Genomic DNA, 22,747 nt, shown 5'->3' with positions numbered 1-22,747 from the left:
AAAATGAAACTGCTAAAGTGTGGCATACGTGATGTCGATGGCTTTAAAACGTTTCCCCCTTTTAACTTGTTAGTACGTTAAAAACTCAAAAATTTTCTCCAGTATCAAAACAATGTCATCAAAAACTTATAATCCTTGCGACTTGGTCATATACGGTGCACTAGGCGACTTATCCAGACGTAAATTACTGACTTGTCTGTACCGTCTCGAGCTATCCAATTTTATTGAACCTGAAACGTGTATCATCGGTATCGATAGAATGGAACTGGATTCACCCGGTTTTATTGAGATCGCTCATAAAAGCTTGCAGGAGTTTCTAAACACGGAACTGGATGAGGCCGTCTGGAAACGATTTTCATCACGGCTGTCATATTTGCAGATTGATCTGACTCAAATGGATCAATATTCCAAGCTTCAAGATTTCGTTGATCATTCGAAGCGCGTCATGGTCAACTATTTTGCCGTGTCGCCTGTGCTTTTCAAAAACATCTGCCAAGGGCTTGATCAATCAGGCGTTTTGAGCAGCACCTCCAGAATGGTAATGGAGAAACCGATTGGTCATGACCTTAAGTCTTCCCGTGAGATCAATGATGAAGTGGCCAAGGTATTCAAGGAAGATCAGGTTTTTAGAATCGATCACTATCTAGGCAAAGAAACGGTACTCAATTTACTGGCACTTCGCTTTGCCAATTCGATTTTTACAACCAACTGGGATCACAACACCATCGACCATGTACAGATTACCGTGGCAGAGGAAGTCGGGATTGAAGGCCGATGGGAATATTTCGATCACACCGGACAACTGCGGGATATGCTGCAAAATCATTTACTGCAAATATTGACTTTTGTTGCCATGGAGCCTCCCGCCACTCTCGAAGCCCAAAGTATTCATAGCGAAAAAATTAAAGTGCTAAAAGCACTGCGTCCGATCACCGCCAAGAATGTCAAAGAGAAAACGGTACGCGGCCAATACACGGCGGGTTACATGAAAGGCAAACCGGTACCCGGTTATCTTGAGGAAGAAGGCGCCAACACAAAAAGTATCACCGAAAGCTTTGTCGCACTGAGGGTTGATATCGACAACTGGCGCTGGGCCGGAGTGCCTTTTTACTTGCGGACGGGTAAACGGATGAACGGCAAAAGAACTGAAATTGTCATCAACTTCAAACGCCTGCCGCACAATATTTTTAGAGACAGTTATCGCGAATTGCCTCCCAATAAACTTATTATTCATTTGCAACCGAATGAGGGCGTTGAAATTCAGGTGTTAAACAAGATTCCTGGGATTGACGAAAACATCAAACTGCAAAAAACCAAGCTGGATCTCAGCTTTTCAGAAACATTTAAAAATAGCCGTATTTTTGGCGGATATGAGAAATTAGTGCTGGAGGCCATGCGGGGTAACCCTACGCTATTTCTCAGCCGTGAAGAGATCGAACAGGCCTGGACGTGGATTGACTCAATTCAGAATGCATGGACCCACCTGCTTGAATCGCCCATATCTTACCCGGCAGGAACCTGGGGGCCCATTGCTTCGGATTCTCTTCTGGCCCAGGATGGAAGAGCGTGGGAAGGCTGAGCAGAAAGATCAGTTAAACCGGCCCTTTGTCATATTCAGGAGACTAAAAGGACAGGAAGACAAATAAGCTATATATCCTATAAAGTTTGTATATGGTAAGAAAGAACTGATTAAATAAAATCCTGTAAGATAAAATTGAATCGTTCGTTATAACAACGCTTGTTTATAGAGCCGCAAAAGCGGCCAATCGAAGGAAGTAAGCTATGCACTCGGTATTAGAAAAAGTTACTCAGGATGTGATAAAACGCAGCCGCGAAACCCGCGCAGTCTATCTGGCCCGAATTGATTCTGCGGTATCGGACGGCCCATCGCGGGGAAGCCTCGGTTGCGGAAACTTAGCTCATGGCTTTGCAGCGTGTTCTGCCAGTGAAAAAATCGATTTGGCCGCGACAAAAAAAGCCAATGTCGCCATTATTTCCTCTTACAACGATATGTTGTCTGCGCATGAACCGTACAAAGACGCCCCTGCATTGATCAAAGCGGCCATCAGCGAAGCCGGCGGCATTGCTCAATTTGCATCAGGCGTTCCGGCAATGTGCGACGGGGTGACCCAAGGCCAACCCGGCATGGAATTATCCTTGTTCAGCCGCGATGTGATCGCGATGGCAACCGCAATTGGCCTGAGCCACAACATGTTCGATGCAGCGCTTTATCTGGGCGTTTGCGACAAAATTGTCCCTGGCCTGTTGATCGGCGCACTCACTTTTGGTCATCTTCCTGCTGTTTTTGTTCCCGCCGGCCCAATGACCAGCGGTATAACCAACAAGGAAAAAGCGCGGGCAAGGCAAAAATTTGCAGAAGGAAAAATCAGCCGTCAGGAATTGCTGGAATCGGAATCCAAATCTTACCATGGCCCCGGCACCTGTACTTTTTACGGCACGGCCAACAGCAATCAGATGATGGTCGAAATCATGGGCTTGCATTTACCTGGCAGTTCATTCGTCAACCCTTATACACCGATAAGAGATGAACTCACCAAGGCAGCTGCCAGACAGGTACTGAAATTTACCGCTCAAGGTAATGACTTCAGACCTATAGGGCATTTGATCAACGAAAAAGCAATACTCAACGCGGTTATCGGTCTTCTGGCAACGGGCGGTTCAACCAACCACACCATGCATTTGGTCGCTATCGCTCGCGCCGCAGGCATTATTTTGAACTGGGATGATTTTGATCAGCTTTCGCGTGCCGTGCCGTTGCTCGCTAAGATCTACCCGAATGGTCCGGCCGATGTTAACCATTTTCAGGCTGCAGGCGGCATGGGTGTCTTGATTGGCGAATTGCTGGCTAACGGCTTGCTCCATGAAGACATCATCACGATTGCTGATAAACCCGGCTTGAGTAACTATACGCAAGAGCCCAAAGTGATTGATGGCAAACTCACTTGGGAACCCTCCCCTAAAGCATCTTTAGACCCTGAAGTGATCAGCTCTGTTGCCAGTCCTTTTGCCGAAGGCGGTGGCTTGCATGTCATGCACGGCAATTTGGGCCGAGGCATTTCAAAGATTTCCGCAGTTGCCAAAGAACATCAAATTGTCGAAGCGCCAGCCTTGGTATTTGATGATCAGGATGATCTGATGGCTGCTTTCAAACGCGGCGAATTGGAGAAAGACTTTATCGCGGTCATCCGGTTTCAAGGTCCTAAATCAAACGGCATGCCTGAATTGCATAAGCTGACTCCGCCTTTGGGCTCACTGCAGGACAAAGGATTTAAGGTTGCCTTGGTCACTGACGGCAGAATGTCAGGCGCATCCGGCAAGGTACCTTCAGCCATTCATATGTGCCCGGAATGTGCCGATGGCGGCCCTCTTGCGAAAGTAAGGAACGGAGATATCATCCATTTGAATACGCAAACAGGCGAAATCAACGTATTGATCGATAAAGCCGAATTCAACGCTCGCAAACCGGCTATCAACTCTGCTAAAGATCACCATCATGGCATGGGCCGCGAGTTATTTGCCGGTTTCCGTCTAAATGCCACTTCGGCGGAAAATGGTGCCAGCAATTTATTTTTCAATGATTAACTCAGGAAACTAAAAAAACTCATGGAACAGAATCCAAGCCTTAATAATACCGGCGACATGAACTTTTACTCGCCCCACTTATCTTCTGATAGTGGAAGCTTGAATAGCTCTTTTTGAAGGCTTGATGAATCAAAATTGAAGGATGCTGCGTCATTTTGCAAACACAGCGAACTGAATAATTTAACTTTCTGAAATACGGAACCGAATGAATCAAATTAACTGGAAAATCAATCCTAAAGATGTTCTTAGCGCCGGACCGGTAATGCCCGTAATGGTCATTAAACAACTGGAAGATGCCGTTCCTCTGGCTAAAGCCCTGGTCGCAGGCGGCATAAGAGTGCTTGAAATTACGCTGCGCACACCTGTTGCACTTGAGGCTATCAAGGAAATCAGCACCCATGTCAAAGACGCCATTGTCGGAGCAGGCACTATTCTGACTCCCGAACAATTAGCCGCCGCTGAAGAGGCAGGTGCCGTATTTGCCATCAGCCCCGGACTTACGCCTCGACTGTTGGAAGCCGCCTGTAAAAGCAGGATTGCGCTGATACCCGGCATTTCAACGTTATCCGAACTAATGATGGGCATGGAATATGGCCTGGACCATTTCAAATTTTTCCCTGCTTCTGCAGCGGGCGGCGTCAATATGTTAAAAGGCATCGCTGGCCCTATTCCTGCTGCTACTTTTTGCCCCACCGGCGGCATATCGGCGGATAACTACAACGAGTATTTGAAACTACCCAATGTAGCGTGCGTAGGCGGTTCCTGGCTTGCGCCCGATGAAGCCGTCTCTACCAAAAACTGGCAAAAAATAACAGAACTGGCTAAAACAGCCATAGCAAATGCCGTGTAATAGTTCCAGAGAATTAAACATTTTTGGTAACTACTCGCCCGCTTTGAATCAAACGGAATTATTCAGCTAACAAAATGTAATGGGTAATAACTCATCCGAACGCGGTCAGACCGACCGGGGCCGGATGACATACGAATACTTAACCAGAAGGGCTATGCCATGACTGATGATAACCATGTAATTTTACAGAACGAAACCACGAAAACGTCTTGTGAACTGCCCGTTTTATCGGGAACCATAGGGCCCGATGTGATCGATATACGAACGCTAAGCCAAAAAACCGGTATGTTCACGTACGACCCAGGCTTCACTTCAACCGCAAGTTGCAGTTCCACCATCACCTATATAGATGGCGACCAAGGCGTTCTGCTGTACCGGGGCTACCCAATTGAACAGCTCGCGGAAAAATGTGACTTTCTGGAAGTGTGTTACCTGCTGCTTAAAAGCGAGTTACCTACCGGTAGAGAAATGCAGGGCTTCGTTAAGGAAGTTACGTATCACACCATGGTGCATGACCAACTGACCAACTTCTACAAAGGCTTTAGACGTGATGCTCACCCTATGGCAACCATAGTAGCGGTCGTGGGTGCATTATCCGCTTTCTACCATCATGAACTGGATATCAGATGCCCGATTGACCGTAATTTATCGGCTATTCGATTGATTGCCAAAATGCCGACCATCGTTGCCATGAGTCATCGTTACAGCACCGGCATGCCTTTCATGTACCCACAAAATCGTTTGGGCTACGTTGAAAACTTCATGCACATGATGCATGCCACGCCTTGTGAGGATTATGTTCAAAATCCTGTTCTGGTCAGAGCGATGGACAGAATCATGATTCTTCATGCTGATCATGAACAAAACGCATCGACCTCGACGGTCCGTTTGGCGGGTTCCAGCGGCGCCAATCCCTACGCCTGCATCACTTCCGGTATTGCCTGTTTATGGGGTGCCGCTCACGGCGGGGCGAACGAAGCCGTCTTGAGAATGCTCGAGGAAATCGGTGATAAATCAAAAATTGGCGAATTCATAAAACGCGCCAAGGATAAAAATGATCCTTTCCGGCTAATGGGCTTCGGCCACCGCGTTTATAAAAACCATGACCCGCGCGCCAAACTGATGCGCAATACCTGTCATGAAGTGCTTACCGAACTGGGACTGCACGATGATCCTCTGTTTGAACTCGCACTTGAACTGGAACGCATTGCTCTGGAAGATGATTATTTCATTGAAAAGAAGCTGTATCCTAATGTCGACTTCTATTCCGGCATTGTGATGCGCGCGCTGGGCATACCTACAGTCATGTTCACCGCTATCTTTGCAATGGCCAGATCCGTAGGCTGGATTGCTCACTGGGATGAAATGATTTCCGATAAAGAACAAAAAATCGGCCGCCCGAGACAATTGTATAAAGGACCCGCCAAACGCGATGTGATAGCCATTAGCGGGCGTTAATGGTTTATACTATCGCGCTTAAAAACCATTGCCGGTTCTTTGATGTTATTTTTAACTAAACCAATAAGAATCGGCTGCGATTTAACCACGTAAAATTTACAACTATACTCCGCGCGGAGTATAAAACTCTGACACAAAATCAGATATCGCGTCTGACGATGGAGCTAAAAATAAATGACAAATAACACCATCCCTGCGGTTAGTGAACAGGAAGATATTGATCCAGTAGAAACTCAGGAATGGATTGATGCACTTGATGCGGTTCTGGAACATGAAGGCAAGGATAGAGCCCAATATCTCATTGAGAAATTAGTGGCAAAAGCCCGCCAATCCGGGTCACAAATTCCTTTCAGCGCAAATACCGCCTACATCAATACTATTTCCCTAGACCAGCAAATACAGTTTCCCGGAGACATAACGATCGAGCGGCGGATCCGGTCCTATATACGCTGGAATGCCATGATGATGGTACTGAGAGCCAATAAATATAGTAATGTCGGCGGCCATATCGCCAGTTTCGCATCGGCGGCAACCCTTTATGACATTGGTCACAACCATTTTTGGCGGGGTGCATCAGAGACTAATGACGGGGATCTTGTCTATATCCAGGGGCATTCGGCACCGGGTGATTATGCCCGCGCTTATCTGCTGGGCCGTCTAAACGAAGAACAATTGGATCGTTTCCGGCAGGAAGTTGATGGAAATGGCTTGTCTTCTTATCCGCATCCCTGGTTAATGCCCGAATTCTGGCAATTTCCAACTGTCTCGATGGGCCTGGGACCCATTATGTCGATTTATCAGGCTCGTTTTATGCGCTACCTGCAAGATCGCGGATTTGCCCAAACCGAAGGTCGTAAGGTCTGGAGTTTCCTGGGAGACGGCGAAACTGACGAACCTGAATCGCTAGGCGCTATCGGCATGGCGGGACGGGAAAAACTCGATAATCTCATTTTTGTCGTCAATTGCAATCTGCAACGTCTGGACGGACCGGTACGAGGCAACGGCAAAATTATTCAGGAACTTGAAAGCACGTTTAGAGGCGCCGGCTGGAATGTCATCAAAGTCATATGGGGCCGCCATTGGGATTCGCTCTTCGCGAGAGACAAGGACGGCTTACTGGTCAAACGCATGATGGAATGCGTTGACGGTGACTACCAGACTTTTAAAGCTAAAGACGGCGCATACGTCCGCGAATATTTTTTCAATACACCTGAACTGAAAGCGATGGTCGCAGATTTATCCGATCTGGATATTTGGCAGCTCAATCGGGGCGGACATGATCCGATGAAAATATATGCCGCATTTAATGCCGCTATAAATTATAAAGGTCAACCTACCGTCATTTTAGCCAAGACCATCAAAGGCTATTCAATGGGTGAATCGGGCGAAGCGCAAAACACCTCGCATCAACAAAAGAAAATGAGCGGCGATTCGTTAAAACGTTTCAGAGAACGTTACGAACTCCCCATTGATGAAGAAGATCTTGAAAAATTGCCTTATCTGAAATTTGCCGAAGACTCCAAAGAAATGGCGTATATGCGTAAACGCCGCGAAGAACTTGGAGGCTTTCTGCCCAACAGAAGAGCAAAGTCCACACCGCTTGAAATTCCAGTTCTGGATACCTTTAAATCCTTGCTGGAAAGCACCGGCGAAGGGCGAGAAATTTCCACGACCATGGCTTTTGTGCGCATGCTAAACATCCTGGTCAAGGACAAAAACATCGGCAACCGCATTGTTCCGATCGTGCCCGACGAATCGCGCACCTTTGGTATGGAAGGCATGTTCAGACAACTGGGCATCTGGTCTCAGGTCGGTCAACTTTATACCCCGCAGGATGCCGATCAGTTGATGTTTTACAAAGAATCCAAACACGGACAGGTTTTACAGGAAGGCATCAATGAAGCGGGCGGAATCTGTGACTGGATTGCAGCCGGTACATCTTATTCGACACACAATGTTCCATTAATTCCGTTTTTCATTTTTTATTCAATGTTCGGATTCCAGCGGATAGGCGATTTGATCTGGGCAGCAGCCGATCAACGCACGCGCGGTTTCCTGCTGGGCGGCACCGCTGGCAGAACAACCTTAAACGGAGAAGGTTTACAGCATGAAGACGGACACAGTCATATTTTTGCCAGCTCCGTTCCGAACTGCGTTTCCTATGACCCCACTTACGCCTACGAAGTCGTCGTCATTATTCAGGACGGTATGCGCAGGATGTACGCCGAACAGGAAGATATCTTTTATTACCTGACGGTCATGAACGAAAACTATGAACATCCGGCGATGCCGCAAGGTATCGAACAGGATATTCTTAAAGGTATGTATTTGTTCAAACCAGGCGGCAAGAGCAAAGCACCCCGCGTTCAATTACTGGGTTCGGGAACCATATTCAGAGAAGTGGTTGCAGCTGCGGAATTGCTTAAAGCGGACTGGAAAGTTGAAGCGGATTTATGGAGTTGTCCAAGTTTTACTGAATTAGCAAGAGATGGTCAATCATGTGATCGCTGGAATCGCCTGCATCCTACTGAAACCCCTCTCAAACCCCACGTCAAACAGTGCCTGGAAAATGCCAAAGGTCCTATTGTTGCAGCAACTGATTATATTCGTCTTTTTGCCGATCAAATTCGTCCATATATTTCAGCTCCTTACACAGTCTTGGGTACGGATGGCTTTGGAAGATCCGACAGCCGCGAAGCGTTGCGCCGTTTCTTTGAAGTCAACCGGTATCATATTGTGGTAACTGCATTAAAAAGCCTTGCTGATGCCGGAGAAATTGAATTGACCACAGTTAAAAACGCTATAACCCAGTACGGCATCAACCCAGACAGCCCTGCACCCTGGCGCTTATAACAAGGAACCGGCAAATGAGTGATTTAATTGAAATTAAAGTACCCGATTTAGGCGGCGCGACCGAGGTCGAAGTTGTTGAAGTTCTGATTAAGCCGGGCGATAGTATCGCCCCTGAGCAGACGCTGGCGGTGATGGAAAGCGATAAGGCGACGATGGATTTGCCCTCTACTCAGGCAGGAACCATTGTAGAAGTCAAAGTCAAAGTTGGCGATAAAATATCACAAGGCCACATCATTGCTTTATTCAAACCCGGCGAGAGTCTGAAAACCGAGACCGTTATTCCGGCCCAGACTCCAAAAGCCGAAGCCCCGGTAGCATCGGTTGCGGAAGCACCGATCCCGGAAGCAGCAGTTGAACCGGCAAAACCAGCTCCGGCGCCTCCGGTTGCAAGCCTTCAACCGGTTTCGATCGATACCACCGGCCAGGCAAAACCCCATGCAACTCCAGCAGTGCGATTATTTGCAAGGGAGCTGGGTATTGATCTATACAAAATCGCCAAGGGCACAGGACGAAAAGGCCGTATCCTCAAGGAAGATATCAAATCGTATGTAAAACAAACCTTGAATACCGCCCCTCAAGGCGGAACAGTGGGCATACCCGCGATTCCAGCGGTCGATTTTACTCAGTTCGGTGAAATTGAAACATTGCCTTTGAGCAAGATCAAACGCCTGACCGGACAAAATCTGACTCGAGTCTGGCTAAACCTGCCGATGGTGACCCATCATGATGAAGCGGATATCACGGATCTGGAAGACTTTCGTAAATCAATCAATAGCGAAAACAAGGAAAACAAGTTAACAGGCCTGATTTTCATCACCAAAGCGCTAGCCACGGTCATGAAGCAATTTCCCCAGTTTAACGCGTCATTATCAGCAGATGCCGGTAGCCTGATTTTCAAAAAATACTGTCATATCGGAATTGCTGTCGATACTCCAAACGGCCTTGTGGTTCCTGTTTTACGTGATGTGGACAAGAAATCCATTTTCGAATTGTCGTCCGAACTGGCCGAACTCAGCGAAAAAGCTCGTGCAGGCAAACTAAAACCTACAGACATGCAAGGCGGCTGCATGACTATTTCCAGCCTGGGCGGCATCGGTGGTACGGCTTTCACACCCATAGTCAATGCGCCTGAAGTGGCCATTCTCGGCATCACGCGGGCTAAAATGCAACCGGTATGGGATGGCAAACAGTTTGTGCCGCGATTGATACTGCCGCTGGATCTAAGCTACGACCACCGCGTCATTGATGGCGCAGAAGCCGCCCGGTTTATGGTCACGCTAAGTAAACTATTGAGTGACATCAGGCGTTTCATGCTCTGAGTGATCATCTGAATAATTTTGATTGACGCAACCCCCTCGTTTTACACGCGGCTGCCTGATTGCAATCGCATTGAACCAAAATAGGAACACCTCATGACCGATAAAGCAGCATCCCCTAATGAACAAACAGAAGTGCTTGTGTTGGGCGGCGGCCCTGGCGGATATACGGCAGCCTTCAGGGCGGCCGATCTGGGTAAACAAGTTATCCTCGTTGAACGGTATCCGGTTCTGGGCGGCGTCTGCCTCAATGTCGGCTGTATTCCTTCCAAGGCCTTGCTGCATATGGCGCAGATTATTCATGAGGCACAGGAGTTTGCTCATCACGGCGTCGAGTTTGGCCACCCGCAACTGGATTTGGACAAAATCAGAAGCTGGAAAGAAAGTGTCACCAAGGGCCTCAACACAGGATTGGACAGCCTGATCAAACAACGCAAGATTACGCTAATACAAGGTTCGGGCCATTTTATCTCCGCCAATGAAGTCCAGGTGGAATCGGCTGAAGGAACCCGCGTAATTCGCTTTGATAACGCCATCATCGCAGCCGGCTCTCAACCTACGAAAATACCTGTATTCCCTAATGATGACCCTCGTCTTTGGGATTCGACTGATGCATTGAATCTGCAGACTATTCCCGAAAAATTATTGATCGTTGGCGGCGGTATTATTGGCCTCGAAATGGCAACGGTTTACCATGCCCTGGGCTCAAAAATCAGCATTGTTGAACTGATGGATCAAATCATTCCGGGCTGTGATAAAGACTTGACCCGGCCTCTACAAAACCGTATCAAAAAACAATACGACAATATTTGGCTGGAAACACGCGTCACAGCAATTGAATCTCAGGAAGAAGGCCTGAAAGTCTCTTTCGAAGGTAGCAAAGCACCAGAAACAGAAGTTTTCAACGCGGTGCTGGTGGCAGTAGGTAGAAGGCCTAACGGCAAAAAAATCGGTGCTGAAAACGCGGGTATAGAAGTCAATGAACAAGGCTTCATTCCGGTCGATAAACAGCAACGCACGAATCTTCCCCATATTTTCGCGATCGGCGATATCGTCGGCAATCCCATGCTCGCTCATAAAGCAGTCTACGAAGGCAAAATCGCTGCCGAAGTTATTGCCGGACACAAAGCGGCGTTCGATGCCATGACCATTCCTTCTGTAGCTTATACGGATCCTGAAGTTGCGTGGATGGGGCTGTCCGAAAACCAAGCCAAAGAACAAGGCATAGAATATGATAAAGGCGTATTCCCTTGGGCTGCCAGCGGACGCTCATTGAGTATGGGCCGCAGTGAAGGCATGACCAAAGTGCTTTGCGAAAAAGGAACCGGGCGTATCATTGGCGCGGGCATTGTCGGTCCGCATGCAGGCGATCTGATCGCCGAAGCCGTCCTGGCTTTGGAAATGGGTGCCGATGCTGAAGATATCGCTTTATCCATTCACCCTCACCCCACGCTTTCCGAGACTTTAGCGTTTGCAACCGAAGTAGTCACAGGCACCATTACCGACCTTTACCTCGGTAAGAAGCGTTGATCGGCCTCTGATATGAAATTAAGTTTTCTCGCTTCCCATGGAGGCAGTTCAGCCAGGCAAATAGTAACAGCGATCCGTCAAGGCGAATTAGCCGGGTATGAAATCGGCATCCTTATTACCAATAATAAAGATGCCCCCATTTACCCATGGTGCATCGATAATCAGATTACAGTTCACCATATCAGCGCCAAAACCCATCCGGATAATGAAGATCAGGCAATCAGGGACTGTTTAGTTGAATCCCGCACTGACCTGGTCGTGTTATCCGGTTACATGAAAAAAATCGGCCCGCTGACCTTGTCGACGTTTGCTGACAAAATCCTGAACATACACCCTTCCCTGCTACCAAAACACGGTGGGCAAGGTAAATACGGAGACTATGTTCACGCTTCGGTTTTACAGTCCGGAGATGGGGTTTCAGGCGCGTCTGTTCACTGGGTGAACGGCGCCTACGATGAAGGCCCCGTATTATTACAGGAAGAAGTGCCCGTTTTTCCTGGTGATACGATTGAGACGCTGGGTCAGCGAGTTCGGGCCATCGAAGCTGAACTCTACATCAAAGTATTGAAAGACATTGCCCCCCGCTAACCTTTACTTCATCCAGCCCAACCTTGCCAGCTTGTATCTGCTTGAGTCAAGTCAACGTCTTATCACTTGTCAAATGACTGTACTTGTAATGGCTAGGGATTCGATTTTTGCTTAACTTTTTACCCACCATCTCCTTCAGCCCGGAATGATCGATAGGTAAAGACGCAACAATTTGTGTCTTTACCGGTCCAGGTATTTAATTTTTTGTCTTTGCGCCTAGCGTAATCCCTTCTGCCGCCTATGCTCAGGCGCAAAAAACAAATCAAAATAAAATCAAGTTTACAAATGACTAGATGCTCATTTTAAACTCTGATAAATTGCAACCAATTTATTAAAAAAGTGTGAAGGAGGATGCAAAAAGAGTAGTTAACATATTTGCTTAGTAAACCATAAGAAAAACAATTACTAACATTTTAGGGGAACAAATAATGGCACTTTCAAAAAAATTAGGCGCAGAATTTATCGGCACATTCTGGTTGGTATTAGGGGGTTGCGGCAGCGCAGTCCTTGCAGCTGCTTTTCCTGAAGTGGGCATCGGACTTATGGGTGTTTCATTCGCTTTCGGCTTGACCGTCTTGACGATGGCTTATGGTATCGGCCATATTTCAGGTTGTCACCTTAATCCGGCCGTTTCAATTGGACTTTGGATGGGAGGCCGGTTCGGCGCTAAAGAACTGGGGCCTTATATCGCAGCTCAGGTTTTAGGCGGCATAACAGGCGCAGCGATTCTCTATCTGATTGCAACAGGTAAAGCAGGATTTGATCTGAGCGGCGGTTTTGCGTCGAACGGTTACGGTGAGCACTCACCCGGCGGATACAGTCTTGTTGCAGCATTAGTCACTGAAGTCGTCATGACCTTCATGTTTTTGATGATCATTTTAGGTAGTACTGACAGCAGAGCTCCCCAAGGTTTTGCCCCCATTGCAATTGGCTTAGGGCTTACATTGATTCACTTGATCAGTATTCCTGTCACCAACACATCAGTTAATCCGGCAAGAAGCACTGCTGTCGCAATTTTTGCAGGTGACTGGGCTCTGTCTCAATTATGGCTGTTCTGGGTCGCGCCTATCTTAGGTGCTTTGCTTGCTGGCGTCGTTTATCGCTGGTTAGGGAACACAGATCAAGCGTAATAAGCAAGACAAATCTCTCCACAGAACGCAGCGATCTTACAAATACTGTGTCTCTGTGGAGTCTTATCCTGCTTATTTTATTAATCCTAATCCGCAATTTCAGTCCACTGACATCCGTCTTTTACGATGGGGGCAGTATGGTGATTGCCGATACCCTCGGCAATTAACGCAACTACCCGGTCATCTTTGGTATAACCGACATGTGCTTCAAGAGGATTGGCAACTTTTCCAAATCCAAAAGCATCGATCACTTTGGCAACATTGATATTTACGTTAGTTACATTAACGCACAGCCTGGAATCAAGATATTTATCTACAAATCCGTATGGTATTGCATAACTCAGTAAATCATTCGGGTCACTGAAAGCAATAATGGAGGTTTCTTTGACTGCCTTCAATTCGTATTTATCACCTTCCGGCTCACAGTAAGCTTCGTTCTGCCCTGTTACTTTTGGCAATTCCCGCCCCAACTGTAGCATCGGCAGTTGGTTCGACAACATAAAGATTTGAAATCGACGATCATGTAAAAAGTTCCTTACCCTGTCAATCGCCTTGATTTTGTAGACGCCATTGGAGTGTATTTCAGGCTCATCCAGCATGGAAACCAATCGCTGCAAGCCATCGATTGTAATCCGACTGCCTAAACTATGGGATATGAAAACGAAGTTATCATTCAGACTTTTTTCATAACTCCTATCCGATGTGCAGGTATGTTTACCGGATTTTGGTAAATCCTCCCACCCACCCAAGCCCATCCAACAAAATGCCTGTGAGAAGGCCATCAGGATATATTTTCTGCTTTCACCTAAATAGATAATAGGATCAGGGCCGGTATCATTGGAAAACTTCTTCATCATGTCATTGACTTCTGCACGACGAAAAGAATATTCACCGGAATTATCAAAATCAAGCAAGGCTTTTTCGCTACGTGTAATTTCCGACCAAGTCAGTTCGTAAAAAAGTAATTCTTTGCTGCCATCCTCATTTTGCAAACGTGTAATTCGCAAATTACCCATATCTTTTTTAGGAGCTAAAGGTGACGATAACTTGATATCCCGATAGGCGCTTTGCTTTGCTGTTACCTTGAGCTCACCACCCAGTTTCTCAAAGAACTCGGTAGCATAGCCCGGCAAGCGATCACCAACACCATGAACCATCAACACTTTCGTTTTACTGGAACTGTTGGCCAATCCTGGCTCGATTCCGTCAAATGCTTTACCTTTAACCTGACAAACCCGCGTATCTTGTTCATTCGACTTCTCGAGCACAGCTTCAGCAATACCTTTACCAAAACTCGTACAACCGGATATAGAAATCATGCCCGCTATGCCGAGGAAAAATAAATAAGCTCTGCTATTTATGTAATGTCTAGTCATAATCATTAGTTCAGTTTTGTTGATGCGCATTTATAAGAGAGGTGGATAACCTGATTGATAGTCTGCGCGAAATTATCTTTTTCTTCACTCAATTCAAGTACTTAAACAGCTATTCATAGCAAGCTAAATCATAATTAATTAACCCTATTATGCCATCTTTAATTGTTTTCATGTATCTGCTCACCCGCTGCAATTTTATTGGGTGTGGAGGATTGATTGAAAAGGCTTCTGCAACAGAGATGTTGGAGAGAGCCACATGGACTTTTTCAAGCATCCTTTGAAATAAATCACCTACACCCTCAATTCAAAGCGGACGAGTAGTTACGTTTTCATAGAATAAAGCCGTCCGGAAATACACCCACGCATAATTTTTTGCTGAATCTTTATTCATTTCTATCTAAAAAGTATCTATTTTATTCAACAAGAACGTTAATTTATAGTAGAGTATTAGCACTTGTTAATATATAGGTGATGTCTTGGATAACTTTACCCCTCTTTCCTCATTTTCCGGCGGGCTTCTTATCGGTCTCGCAGCAACGCTTTTACTTTTATTTAATGGCCGAATAGCGGGCATTAGCGGCATCATGAGTGGCCTGATAAGCCCCAGCAAAGGAGAAATACTCTGGCGTCTCGTTTTTTTGCTGGGCCTTGTTCTGGGCGCCCTGCTTGTTAAAGCCCTCATACCTGAGTCGATAAAAATAAGAGAAGGCTTTCCTTATGGCCTACTGACCATAGGAGGCTTCCTGGTCGGTTTCGGTACACGCATGGCTAATGGCTGCACAAGTGGTCATGCGGTTTGCGGCATTGCGCGTCGTTCAAAACGCTCGATTGCGGCAACGCTCACCTTTATTGTTAGCGGCATGTTAACCGTATATCTTTTGCGTCACATTATAGGTCTTTCAGTATGAACAATAATGCTATTGCTCTTATGTGCGGGATTACTTTCGGAGCAGGTTTGACACTAAGCCAAATGACTGATCCAGCCAAAGTGCTTGGTTTTTTGGATATTGCCGGAAATTGGGATCCTAGCCTTATATTCGTCATGTTGGGTGCATTAACGGTAACGATGATCAGTTTCAGGCGGATTTTAAAAAAGCCGTCGCCTCTTTTGGCTCAGCGGTTTGTGATTGCCAGTAGAACAGCCCTGGATAAACCTCTCATTTTGGGTTCTGCTATTTTCGGCATAGGCTGGGGAATTACAGGTTACTGTCCGGGTCCTTCAGTTGCTGGCTTGGGACTTGGCAACACCGAGGCACTGATTATGGTCTGCGCTATTTATGCAGGCTTTTGGGCTCATGGAAAAATGAAAGTGTAACCGGATTTCAAGGAAAGAGGCGCTGAGCACTCGCTCAACGCCTCGACTTAATTAATGCCTGGATTTGGCGGATACATAGCCAATGAGTGCCAGCACGACACTCAAACCATACCACATAGCCATTGGCCACTGGGATACTGATTGAACAGTGCCCTCATTGGCAAATTCATTACTGGCCATAGAGGAATTTTCTCCAAGCAACATCAGTAGAACCAAACAACTAAAAATAACGTTTTTTCTCATCTGTTTTTGCATAGAATCGCCTCAAATTAATCTCGCATCTTTCCGTCTTATTGAATGAATTCCTTTTTAGGTGCGGAGTAAATTCTATGAAAACAACCCCTAAAAAGCCATAGTACTCGCGTACTAGAATATCAATAACATGAAGTAAATCATATAATTAGTGTGATGCAGATCATATTTACGACAATCAGCCCAATTGAAGGCTATTTATTGAGTCAAACAAGCTCGATCTGCATCAAAAAACAATAACGATAAAGCAGCTTTTAGATTAAATGCGCCCATAAATCATGCTCATCCGCTTCCTCAATTTCAACATCAACCCACTCGCCGACATTGAGGTGTGTTGCACCATCAATAAATACCTGACCATCGATTTCAGGCGCATCAGCTTTACTTCTGGCGACAGCCCCTTCTGCAACGACCTCATCAATCAAGACAGTTTCAACACGACCGACTCTCTGTTGCAACCTGTCAGCACTAATTTCTGCTTGATGCGCCATAAAACGAGCCAATCTTTCTTGTTTGATTTCCTCAGGTATCGAATCCGGCAGGTCATTGGCTACCGCACCTTTAACCGGCGAGTAAGCAAAACAACCGACCCTGTCCATCTGCGCTTCGGTCAAAAATTGCAGCAAGTCTTCAAATTCCTGTTCCGTTTCTCCCGGAAAACCCACGATGAAAGTACTGCGCAAGGTCATATCGGGACATGCACTACGCCAGGCTTTAATGCGTTCCAGATTGTTTTCAGCAGCAGCGGGACGTTTCATCAACTTAAGAATTCGGCTGCTGGCATGTTGAAAAGGGACATCCAGATACGGCAATATTTTACCTTCAGCCATCAAAGGCACTACTTCATCAACATGGGGGTAGGGATAGACGTAATGCATCCTCACCCAAATATCCAATTCGCCCAACGCATTGGCCAAATCGTAAAAACGGGTTCTGTATGCATTGCCGCGCCAGTTTCTCTCCTGATATTTAAGATCCAAACCATAAGCGCTGGTATCCTGAGAGACCACCAACAATTCTTTGACACCGGCATTCGCCAAACGCTCGGCTTCCAGCATGACTTCATCAATCGGACGGCTGACCAAATCACCGCGCATGGACGGAATGATGCAAAAGGTACAGCGATGATTGCAACCTTCGGAAATTTTTAAGTAGGCGTAATGCCTAGGCGTCAATTTGATGCCTTGCGGCGGCACCAGACTGATAAACGGGTCATGCGTCGGCGGCAAATGTTCATGCACTGCAGCTACCACTTCTTCCAGCGCATGAGCACCGGTAATGCTCAACACTTGCGGGTGCCTGGCCCTGATCTCATCGGCTCTCGCCCCCAGACAACCGGTCACAATAACGCGACCGTTTTCAGCCAACGCCTCGCCAATACTGTCCAGCGATTCTTCAACAGCCGCATCAATAAACCCGCAGGTGTTAACCACCACCAAGTCAGCTTCTTTGTAAGAAGGTGATACCTCGTAACCTTCCGACCGGAGTTTGGTCAATATTCTTTCGCTGTCAACCAAAGCTTTAGGACAACCCAGACTGATAAAACCGATATGTGGCGCACTCATTTATACTCTCATCAATTACTGTAAAAAAACGCTTAAAACTTTAATCAGGACAATCCGCCAAAACAATAGCCCGTTTCGGGGCCGGATAGCCTTCGCAGGTAAGATTAAAATCATCCGGATCAAGAAAATCCTTCAAAGAATGAAACTGCATCCATTCGGTAGAACGTTGTTCCTCAATTGAGGTAACACTGACATCAATAACCCGGCAATTAATAAAACCACAACGTTTCATCCACCCCAGCAAGGTTTCGCAACTGGGCAAAAACCAGACATTCCTCATTCTTGCATAGCGGTCTTCCGGGACTAAAACCTGACCTGACCCACCATCAATCACAAGGGTTTCCAAAACCAGTTCACCACCCGGGCGCAGACATTCCTTCAACTCAAGCAAGTGGTCGATAGGCGAACGCCGGTGATACAAAACCCCCATTGAAAAAACCGTATCAAAAGCTTTCATGCCATACGGCACATCTTCAATACCCACAGGCAATCCATAAATAGGGGCATCGCCGTGCAGTTGCTTGAGCAATTGAAACTGCATGATATTAAGCAACAGCGGATCAATACCCACCACCATTTTTGCACCCGCCCCCAGCATGCGCCAGCAGTGATAGCCGCTACCGCAACCGACATCCAGGACCAGCCTGTACTTAAGAGGCTTAATGTGACTTTTTAGACGATTCCACTTCCAATCCGAACGCCATTCAGTATCAATCATCACCCCAAACAGGTCATAAGGACCTTTTCGCCAGGGATGAAACTGTTTTAGGCAATCAATAAAAAACGCAGGGGATAAGGTATCCAGATCGGCTGAAGCCCCTATCTTGACAACACCCGCATCCAGTTCAATCAGCGAAGGTTTTAAACCCGATAACGCATCAATCAAATCACGCCATTTTTTTGAATTGCCATGCCGTTCCGGATCTAACGATTTTTTAAGCTGGTCAGGCAAGCTGTCCGCCCAAGCCTGAGCACCTGCCTCCCGCAGCATGTCATATAAAGGTTGATAGCCGTTCATTTCAGCGCATTCATTGACTCAACATTAAAATCTCGGCACTGATGAATCCGCCATTCAGCAAGTGTTTCTGATGTATAACCCTGAGCTTTTTTAAAGGTGTGGTGCATGTCTATTTGAAGTTACTGCTGTTGCGGATTGTCGAATGTGAGCTTTTGGGACAAAATTAAAATGCCTCCGGGCAGCAGTCCCTGATGTCCTCGCCAGACCAGTAGGTGTGCTTATCGCATCAGTACCCGGAATTTTTGCGAATCATTCAGTCATGGCTGGCGAGCTATTGACGGGCACAATTCGGTATCGGGGACTTGAATTTGATGCGTCAGGGCAAATGAAACTGCGGCCACTATCAGATGCCTGCCAGTCAAAACTGATGGCTAAAAAAAGCCAACCCTTCTCCTAAAACAAGAAGGGTCGGCTACCGAAATTATTTCAAATACGGACCCAATGAAGCCCAGCAATAATCAGCGTTTTCCGACTGGCATTTCTATGTTCCAAGGTTGAGTTAAGATTGGCCGGATGGGTTACCTGCGAGCGCTTCCCGGTTCCGGTCGGCTAAACCATCAATAATTGCCGACAGGGAACCTTTATTTTGTAAATCATTTTGAAATGTCGTGCGGTAGTTGGTAACCAAACTGACACCCTCAATCATGATGTCGTAGACTTTCCACTGACCATTACTCAGTACCATACGATAATTCACACCTATCGGCTGAAGGCCGGGCTGTAATATTTCAGTTCTGACGACCGCTTTCTTATCATCAGCGCCGAGTTTCAGCGGAAGAAAGCGTACCGACCAGTCTTTAAATTCAACAAAAGCACGTGAATAGGTTCTGACCAATAACGTTTGAAATTCCTTTTTGAACCGCGCGCGTTCGTCCTGTGGCGCATCTTTCCATATCTTTCCCAACACCAATGCAGAAATCCGGTTGAAATCGACATGCGGATAAATCACTGACTCAACAAATTGATTAATTTTTGCAAAATCCTTGGTAAAAGCAGGATCCTGCATGTTTTGTTTCAATTGTACCGAAGCCTGTTCAATCGCTTTCTGCGGCGCCAAAAGGTCTGCCGCAAGCGCGTTTGACAATGGCATAACCAACAATAACGAAGCCCATAAGAGCAAGCCATAAATGCCAGAGCGATGATTTTTCATAGTACCCTCAAAAAAATACAAACAACAAAAAATAAATTTAGCACGGCTTCAAGCCCTGCTCACAAAAGCCCGATCTGATTAAGTGAAACTCGTTTCAGAAACTCTTGCAGTCAACCTGAGCATGATTTCAAAAGTGTAAACATTCCCTGTTACAATGCGGACTTAAAATTTAGTCCATTGCCGAACTCACAGACCCAACCGCCAAGATGACGCATAATACCATCAAATTTCCTTCTACACGCATGAGAAGAATGCGTTTTGACGCTTTTTCACGTCGATTAATGAGCGAAAACAAACTCACAACCGATGATCTGATTTATCCCATGTTTGTCACGGAAGACCATAACATCAAACAGGCCATTCCTTCCATGCCCGGAATCGAGCGCTTCTCTCTTGATTTGCTGCTCGAAGAAGCGCGTGAACTCTGCGTACTTGGCATACCTGCCATTGCCCTGTTTCCGGTAACACCTTTAGACAAAAAATCGGATGATGCCGCAGAGGCCTATAATCCTGAGGGTTTGGTGCAGCGCAGCGTCAGAGCGCTGAAAACCAACTTCCCTGAATTGGGCATCATTACCGATGTTGCCCTGGATCCTTTTACTTCGCACGGCCAGGATGGACTGATCAATGAAAACGGCTATGTCATCAATGACGAAACGGTGGCCGTTTTAACTCGGCAAGCACTCTCGCATGCCCAAGCCGGTGCCGATATCGTTGCCCCTTCCGACATGATGGACGGAAGAATCGGCGCTATCCGCGATGTATTAGAGCAAAATGGCTTTATCAATACCCGCATTTTGGCTTACTCGGCAAAATATGCCTCCAGCTTTTACGGCCCGTTCCGGGATGCGGTTGGCTCAGCAGCCAACCTCGGCAAAAGCAACAAAAACAGCTACCAAATGGACCCGGCCAATTCGGATGAGGCGCTACGCGAAATCCAGATGGATCTGGAAGAAGGCGCGGATATGATCATGATCAAACCTGGCATGCCTTATCTGGATATTATCCGAAGAGCCAAAGACCAATTCGGCGCGCCCACTTTCGCCTATCAGGTCAGCGGCGAATACGCGATGCTCAAAGCCGCTTCGCAAAATGGCTGGCTGGAAGAAAGAGCCGTGGTGCTGGAATCGCTTCTGGCTTTTAAACGGGCGGGCTGCGACGGGATATTGACTTATTTTGCCAAAACAGCGGCGCACTGGTTGAAAGATGGCTGAGTAACATGAAACAAGCGCATTACGTTTTGAGTGTGCGAATCAATTCGCACCGGAAACTTTTATCGTCAACATTGATCGGTGTTACTCCGCTAAATTAACTTTCAACCACTTAACCCATTAGGAAACGCTTATGTCCGAAGACGAATTTATTTCCGAAAGACGCCGCAACCAGATTGAGGAAATCCTGCTGGTATTACTGATCATTTTATCCTTAGCAGGTGTCGGGCTAACCGATTACGACCCCAGTGATGGTTATTTTTACTGGCTGTTCATGATGATCGTGTTTGCATTTTCCGCTATGTTTATCGCGTGGTTACAAAGCAAACATGAAGTTGACGACCTTAAATCCATTTTACGCGAACAATCACTCCATTGGGGCGTCTCGATGTTGATCGTAGGCGCCGCCTTCATGGTCCAAAAATCCGGACGTATCGACCCAGCCAGCGCCGGTATCGTTATCTCTTTAATTCTGTCGCTTTCGACCATACTGGACGGCATTAGAATCGGCTGGCGTTTCAGCCTGGTCGGCTTTTATCTGGTCATTTCGGCCGTATTAGCCTCTTATACGCCCCATTCGATCTGGCAGGAAATTTTAGTCGCATTCACTATCATTGGCGGTACCGTGTTATGGGAAATGCAGTCACGAAAAAAGGCTGTCGAATGAAAAACCGTTATGCCGTTTTCGGACATCCCATCAAACACAGTAAATCGCCGCTGATACATCACGCTTTTGCCGAACAAACCGGACAAACTCTGTCCTATGAGGCGCAAGACGTTCCGGCAGAACAGTTTGAAACAGCCGTCAAAGACTTTTTCAATCAGGGAGGTAAAGGCCTTAACTGCACCATTCCTCTCAAAGAACTGGCCTGGCAGTATGCGGATATTCTTTCGCCCAGGGCGCAAGCGGCCAAAGCAGTCAACACCCTCGCGCTTCAGGAAGATGGCATGATCTTCGGTGATAACACCGACGGCATCGGACTGGTCCGCGACCTTACGATTAACCACAATATCCAGCTAGAAGATTCCCGCATTCTGATTTTAGGCGCAGGCGGCGCCTGCCGCGGCATCATCCGACCGTTGCTGGATCATAAACCGCAAACGCTGTCTATCGCCAATCGAACCGCATCCAAAGCTGTCACTTTGGCAGAGGAATTTTCAGGTCTGATAGCCATTAAAGGCTGCAGCTTTGATGAATTGACCGACCGGCAGTTTGATTTGATCATTAATGCGACCGCCGCCAGTTTATCTAATGATTTACCACAGCTTCCCTCCGGCCTGCTGGCTGACAACGGCAGCTGCTACGATTTGGCCTATGCTAACGAACCAACACCCTTTGTTCATTGGGGAAAAATCAATAATGCCATCAAAAGCCTGGATGGCCTGGGTATGCTGGTGGAGCAGGCAGCTGAAGCTTTTTTTATCTGGCGCGGCATCAGGCCCGAAACACAACCGGTCATCGCTATGCTTAGAAACGCTCATGCTGTAACTTGAGCATCTGAACCGGTTCCAAATTTAACTTGCCCTTGATA

General features: G+C 46.8%; 19 protein-coding genes. 14 read left to right on the top strand and 5 right to left on the bottom strand.

The window, feature by feature from the left end:
- The first annotated feature begins 112 nt into the window (after window positions 1–112).
- The 9 genes from zwf (at window position 113) to aqpZ (ending at window position 13,328) form a co-directional block, all read left to right on the top strand.
- Window positions 113–1,579, top strand: a complete 1,467-nt coding sequence (zwf, locus tag GO003_RS12540; protein ID WP_159656467.1) for a glucose-6-phosphate dehydrogenase — start codon at window positions 113–115, stop codon at window positions 1,577–1,579.
- Window positions 1,580–1,782: 203 nt separating this feature from the next.
- The gene (gene edd, locus GO003_RS12535) at window positions 1,783–3,603 is read left to right on the top strand and encodes a phosphogluconate dehydratase (protein ID WP_159656469.1); all 1,821 of its coding nucleotides are present in this window, start codon (window positions 1,783–1,785) and stop codon (window positions 3,601–3,603) included.
- Between the two features lie 205 nt (window positions 3,604–3,808).
- Entirely contained in the window at window positions 3,809–4,453 is a 645-nt protein-coding gene (locus GO003_RS12530; protein ID WP_159656471.1) for a bifunctional 4-hydroxy-2-oxoglutarate aldolase/2-dehydro-3-deoxy-phosphogluconate aldolase, read from the top strand.
- A gap of 159 nt (window positions 4,454–4,612) precedes the next feature.
- Window positions 4,613–5,911, top strand: coding sequence for a citrate synthase (gene gltA / locus GO003_RS12525; protein WP_159656473.1), 1,299 nt, complete (start codon window positions 4,613–4,615; stop codon window positions 5,909–5,911).
- Between the two features lie 174 nt (window positions 5,912–6,085).
- Window positions 6,086–8,764 carry a pyruvate dehydrogenase (acetyl-transferring), homodimeric type gene (aceE, locus tag GO003_RS12520; protein ID WP_159656475.1) on the top strand — a complete coding sequence of 893 codons (2,679 nt, stop codon included), beginning with the start codon at window positions 6,086–6,088 and terminating at the stop codon, window positions 8,762–8,764.
- Window positions 8,765–8,778: 14 nt separating this feature from the next.
- On the top strand, window positions 8,779–10,083 hold the full coding sequence (gene aceF / locus GO003_RS12515; RefSeq protein WP_159656477.1) for a dihydrolipoyllysine-residue acetyltransferase: 1,305 nt from the start codon (window positions 8,779–8,781) through the stop codon (window positions 10,081–10,083).
- Between the two features lie 93 nt (window positions 10,084–10,176).
- The gene (gene lpdA / locus GO003_RS12510) at window positions 10,177–11,610 is read left to right on the top strand and encodes a dihydrolipoyl dehydrogenase (protein WP_159656479.1); all 1,434 of its coding nucleotides are present in this window, start codon (window positions 10,177–10,179) and stop codon (window positions 11,608–11,610) included.
- Window positions 11,611–11,622: 12 nt separating this feature from the next.
- Window positions 11,623–12,198 (top strand): phosphoribosylglycinamide formyltransferase, encoded by a 576-nt coding sequence (gene purN / locus GO003_RS12505; RefSeq protein WP_159656481.1) that lies wholly within the window; start codon window positions 11,623–11,625, stop codon window positions 12,196–12,198.
- Window positions 12,199–12,626: 428 nt separating this feature from the next.
- A complete protein-coding gene (gene aqpZ / locus GO003_RS12500; protein ID WP_159656483.1) occupies window positions 12,627–13,328 on the top strand; it encodes an aquaporin Z in 702 nt (233 codons plus the stop codon).
- Window positions 13,329–13,414: 86 nt separating this feature from the next.
- On the opposite strand, the gene GO003_RS12495 is transcribed toward aqpZ, so the two are convergent.
- Window positions 13,415–14,734, bottom strand: a complete 1,320-nt coding sequence (locus GO003_RS12495) for a hypothetical protein (RefSeq protein WP_231088971.1) — start codon at window positions 14,732–14,734, stop codon at window positions 13,415–13,417.
- A 446-nt stretch (window positions 14,735–15,180) separates the two neighbouring features.
- On the opposite strand from GO003_RS12495, the gene GO003_RS12490 reads away from it, so the two are divergent.
- Window positions 15,181–15,612: a YeeE/YedE family protein gene (locus tag GO003_RS12490; RefSeq protein WP_159656485.1), complete on the top strand. Its 432-nt coding sequence runs from the start codon at window positions 15,181–15,183 to the stop codon at window positions 15,610–15,612.
- Entirely contained in the window at window positions 15,609–16,019 is a 411-nt protein-coding gene (locus tag GO003_RS12485) for a DUF6691 family protein (protein ID WP_159656487.1), read from the top strand. The genes GO003_RS12490 and GO003_RS12485 overlap by 4 nt, the downstream gene beginning before the upstream one ends.
- 51 nt (window positions 16,020–16,070) lie before the next feature.
- Here the strand turns inward: GO003_RS12485 and GO003_RS12480 are convergent, their stop codons facing one another.
- The 4 genes from GO003_RS12480 to GO003_RS12465 all read right to left on the bottom strand — a co-directional run bounded on the left by GO003_RS12480 (window position 16,071) and on the right by GO003_RS12465 (window position 20,004).
- Window positions 16,071–16,274 carry a hypothetical protein gene (locus GO003_RS12480; RefSeq protein WP_159656489.1) on the bottom strand — a complete coding sequence of 68 codons (204 nt, stop codon included), beginning with the start codon at window positions 16,272–16,274 and terminating at the stop codon, window positions 16,071–16,073.
- A 251-nt stretch (window positions 16,275–16,525) separates the two neighbouring features.
- Entirely contained in the window at window positions 16,526–17,836 is a 1,311-nt protein-coding gene (gene rimO / locus GO003_RS12475) for a 30S ribosomal protein S12 methylthiotransferase RimO (RefSeq protein ID WP_159656491.1), read from the bottom strand.
- A 40-nt stretch (window positions 17,837–17,876) separates the two neighbouring features.
- Window positions 17,877–18,854, bottom strand: a complete 978-nt coding sequence (gene cmoB, locus GO003_RS12470; RefSeq protein WP_159656493.1) for a tRNA 5-methoxyuridine(34)/uridine 5-oxyacetic acid(34) synthase CmoB — start codon at window positions 18,852–18,854, stop codon at window positions 17,877–17,879.
- Between the two features lie 499 nt (window positions 18,855–19,353).
- On the bottom strand, window positions 19,354–20,004 hold the full coding sequence (locus GO003_RS12465) for an MlaC/ttg2D family ABC transporter substrate-binding protein (RefSeq protein WP_159656495.1): 651 nt from the start codon (window positions 20,002–20,004) through the stop codon (window positions 19,354–19,356).
- Between the two features lie 206 nt (window positions 20,005–20,210).
- Here GO003_RS12465 and hemB point away from each other — a divergent pair, with 206 nt between their 5' ends.
- The 3 genes from hemB to aroE all read left to right on the top strand — a co-directional run bounded on the left by hemB (window position 20,211) and on the right by aroE (window position 22,709).
- A complete protein-coding gene (gene hemB, locus GO003_RS12460; RefSeq protein ID WP_159656497.1) occupies window positions 20,211–21,218 on the top strand; it encodes a porphobilinogen synthase in 1,008 nt (335 codons plus the stop codon).
- Between the two features lie 130 nt (window positions 21,219–21,348).
- On the top strand, window positions 21,349–21,882 hold the full coding sequence (locus tag GO003_RS12455; protein ID WP_159656499.1) for a hypothetical protein: 534 nt from the start codon (window positions 21,349–21,351) through the stop codon (window positions 21,880–21,882).
- The gene (aroE, locus tag GO003_RS12450) at window positions 21,879–22,709 is read left to right on the top strand and encodes a shikimate dehydrogenase (protein ID WP_159656501.1); all 831 of its coding nucleotides are present in this window, start codon (window positions 21,879–21,881) and stop codon (window positions 22,707–22,709) included. Before GO003_RS12455 ends, aroE begins: the two co-directional genes overlap by 4 nt.
- Window positions 22,710–22,747 lie beyond the last annotated feature (38 nt).

It is taken from the genome of Methylicorpusculum oleiharenae (assembly GCF_009828925.2).
In the GTDB taxonomy this organism is placed as follows: domain Bacteria; phylum Pseudomonadota; class Gammaproteobacteria; order Methylococcales; family Methylomonadaceae; genus Methylicorpusculum; species Methylicorpusculum oleiharenae.
Note: the sequence above shows the minus strand (reverse complement) of the source record. Positions and strands in the feature narration are given on the sequence as shown.

What these genes read in the sequence shown, in the direction of transcription:
- zwf (WP_159656467.1), top strand. Translation starts at nt 113, where the DNA reads ATGTCATCAAAAACTTATAATCCTTGCGACTTGGTCATATACGGTGCA.
- edd (WP_159656469.1), top strand. Translation starts at nt 1,783, where the DNA reads ATGCACTCGGTATTAGAAAAAGTTACTCAGGATGTGATAAAACGCAGC.
- GO003_RS12530 (WP_159656471.1), top strand. Translation starts at nt 3,809, where the DNA reads ATGAATCAAATTAACTGGAAAATCAATCCTAAAGATGTTCTTAGCGCC.
- gltA (WP_159656473.1), top strand. Translation starts at nt 4,613, where the DNA reads ATGACTGATGATAACCATGTAATTTTACAGAACGAAACCACGAAAACG.
- aceE (WP_159656475.1), top strand. Translation starts at nt 6,086, where the DNA reads ATGACAAATAACACCATCCCTGCGGTTAGTGAACAGGAAGATATTGAT.
- aceF (WP_159656477.1), top strand. Translation starts at nt 8,779, where the DNA reads ATGAGTGATTTAATTGAAATTAAAGTACCCGATTTAGGCGGCGCGACC.
- lpdA (WP_159656479.1), top strand. Translation starts at nt 10,177, where the DNA reads ATGACCGATAAAGCAGCATCCCCTAATGAACAAACAGAAGTGCTTGTG.
- purN (WP_159656481.1), top strand. Translation starts at nt 11,623, where the DNA reads ATGAAATTAAGTTTTCTCGCTTCCCATGGAGGCAGTTCAGCCAGGCAA.
- aqpZ (WP_159656483.1), top strand. Translation starts at nt 12,627, where the DNA reads ATGGCACTTTCAAAAAAATTAGGCGCAGAATTTATCGGCACATTCTGG.
- GO003_RS12495 (WP_231088971.1), bottom strand. Translation starts at nt 14,734, where the DNA reads ATGCGCATCAACAAAACTGAACTAATGATTATGACTAGACATTACATA.
- GO003_RS12485 (WP_159656487.1), top strand. Translation starts at nt 15,609, where the DNA reads ATGAACAATAATGCTATTGCTCTTATGTGCGGGATTACTTTCGGAGCA.
- GO003_RS12480 (WP_159656489.1), bottom strand. Translation starts at nt 16,274, where the DNA reads ATGCAAAAACAGATGAGAAAAAACGTTATTTTTAGTTGTTTGGTTCTA.
- rimO (WP_159656491.1), bottom strand. Translation starts at nt 17,836, where the DNA reads ATGAGTGCGCCACATATCGGTTTTATCAGTCTGGGTTGTCCTAAAGCT.
- cmoB (WP_159656493.1), bottom strand. Translation starts at nt 18,854, where the DNA reads ATGAACGGCTATCAACCTTTATATGACATGCTGCGGGAGGCAGGTGCT.
- GO003_RS12465 (WP_159656495.1), bottom strand. Translation starts at nt 20,004, where the DNA reads ATGAAAAATCATCGCTCTGGCATTTATGGCTTGCTCTTATGGGCTTCG.
- hemB (WP_159656497.1), top strand. Translation starts at nt 20,211, where the DNA reads ATGACGCATAATACCATCAAATTTCCTTCTACACGCATGAGAAGAATG.
- GO003_RS12455 (WP_159656499.1), top strand. Translation starts at nt 21,349, where the DNA reads ATGTCCGAAGACGAATTTATTTCCGAAAGACGCCGCAACCAGATTGAG.
- aroE (WP_159656501.1), top strand. Translation starts at nt 21,879, where the DNA reads ATGAAAAACCGTTATGCCGTTTTCGGACATCCCATCAAACACAGTAAA.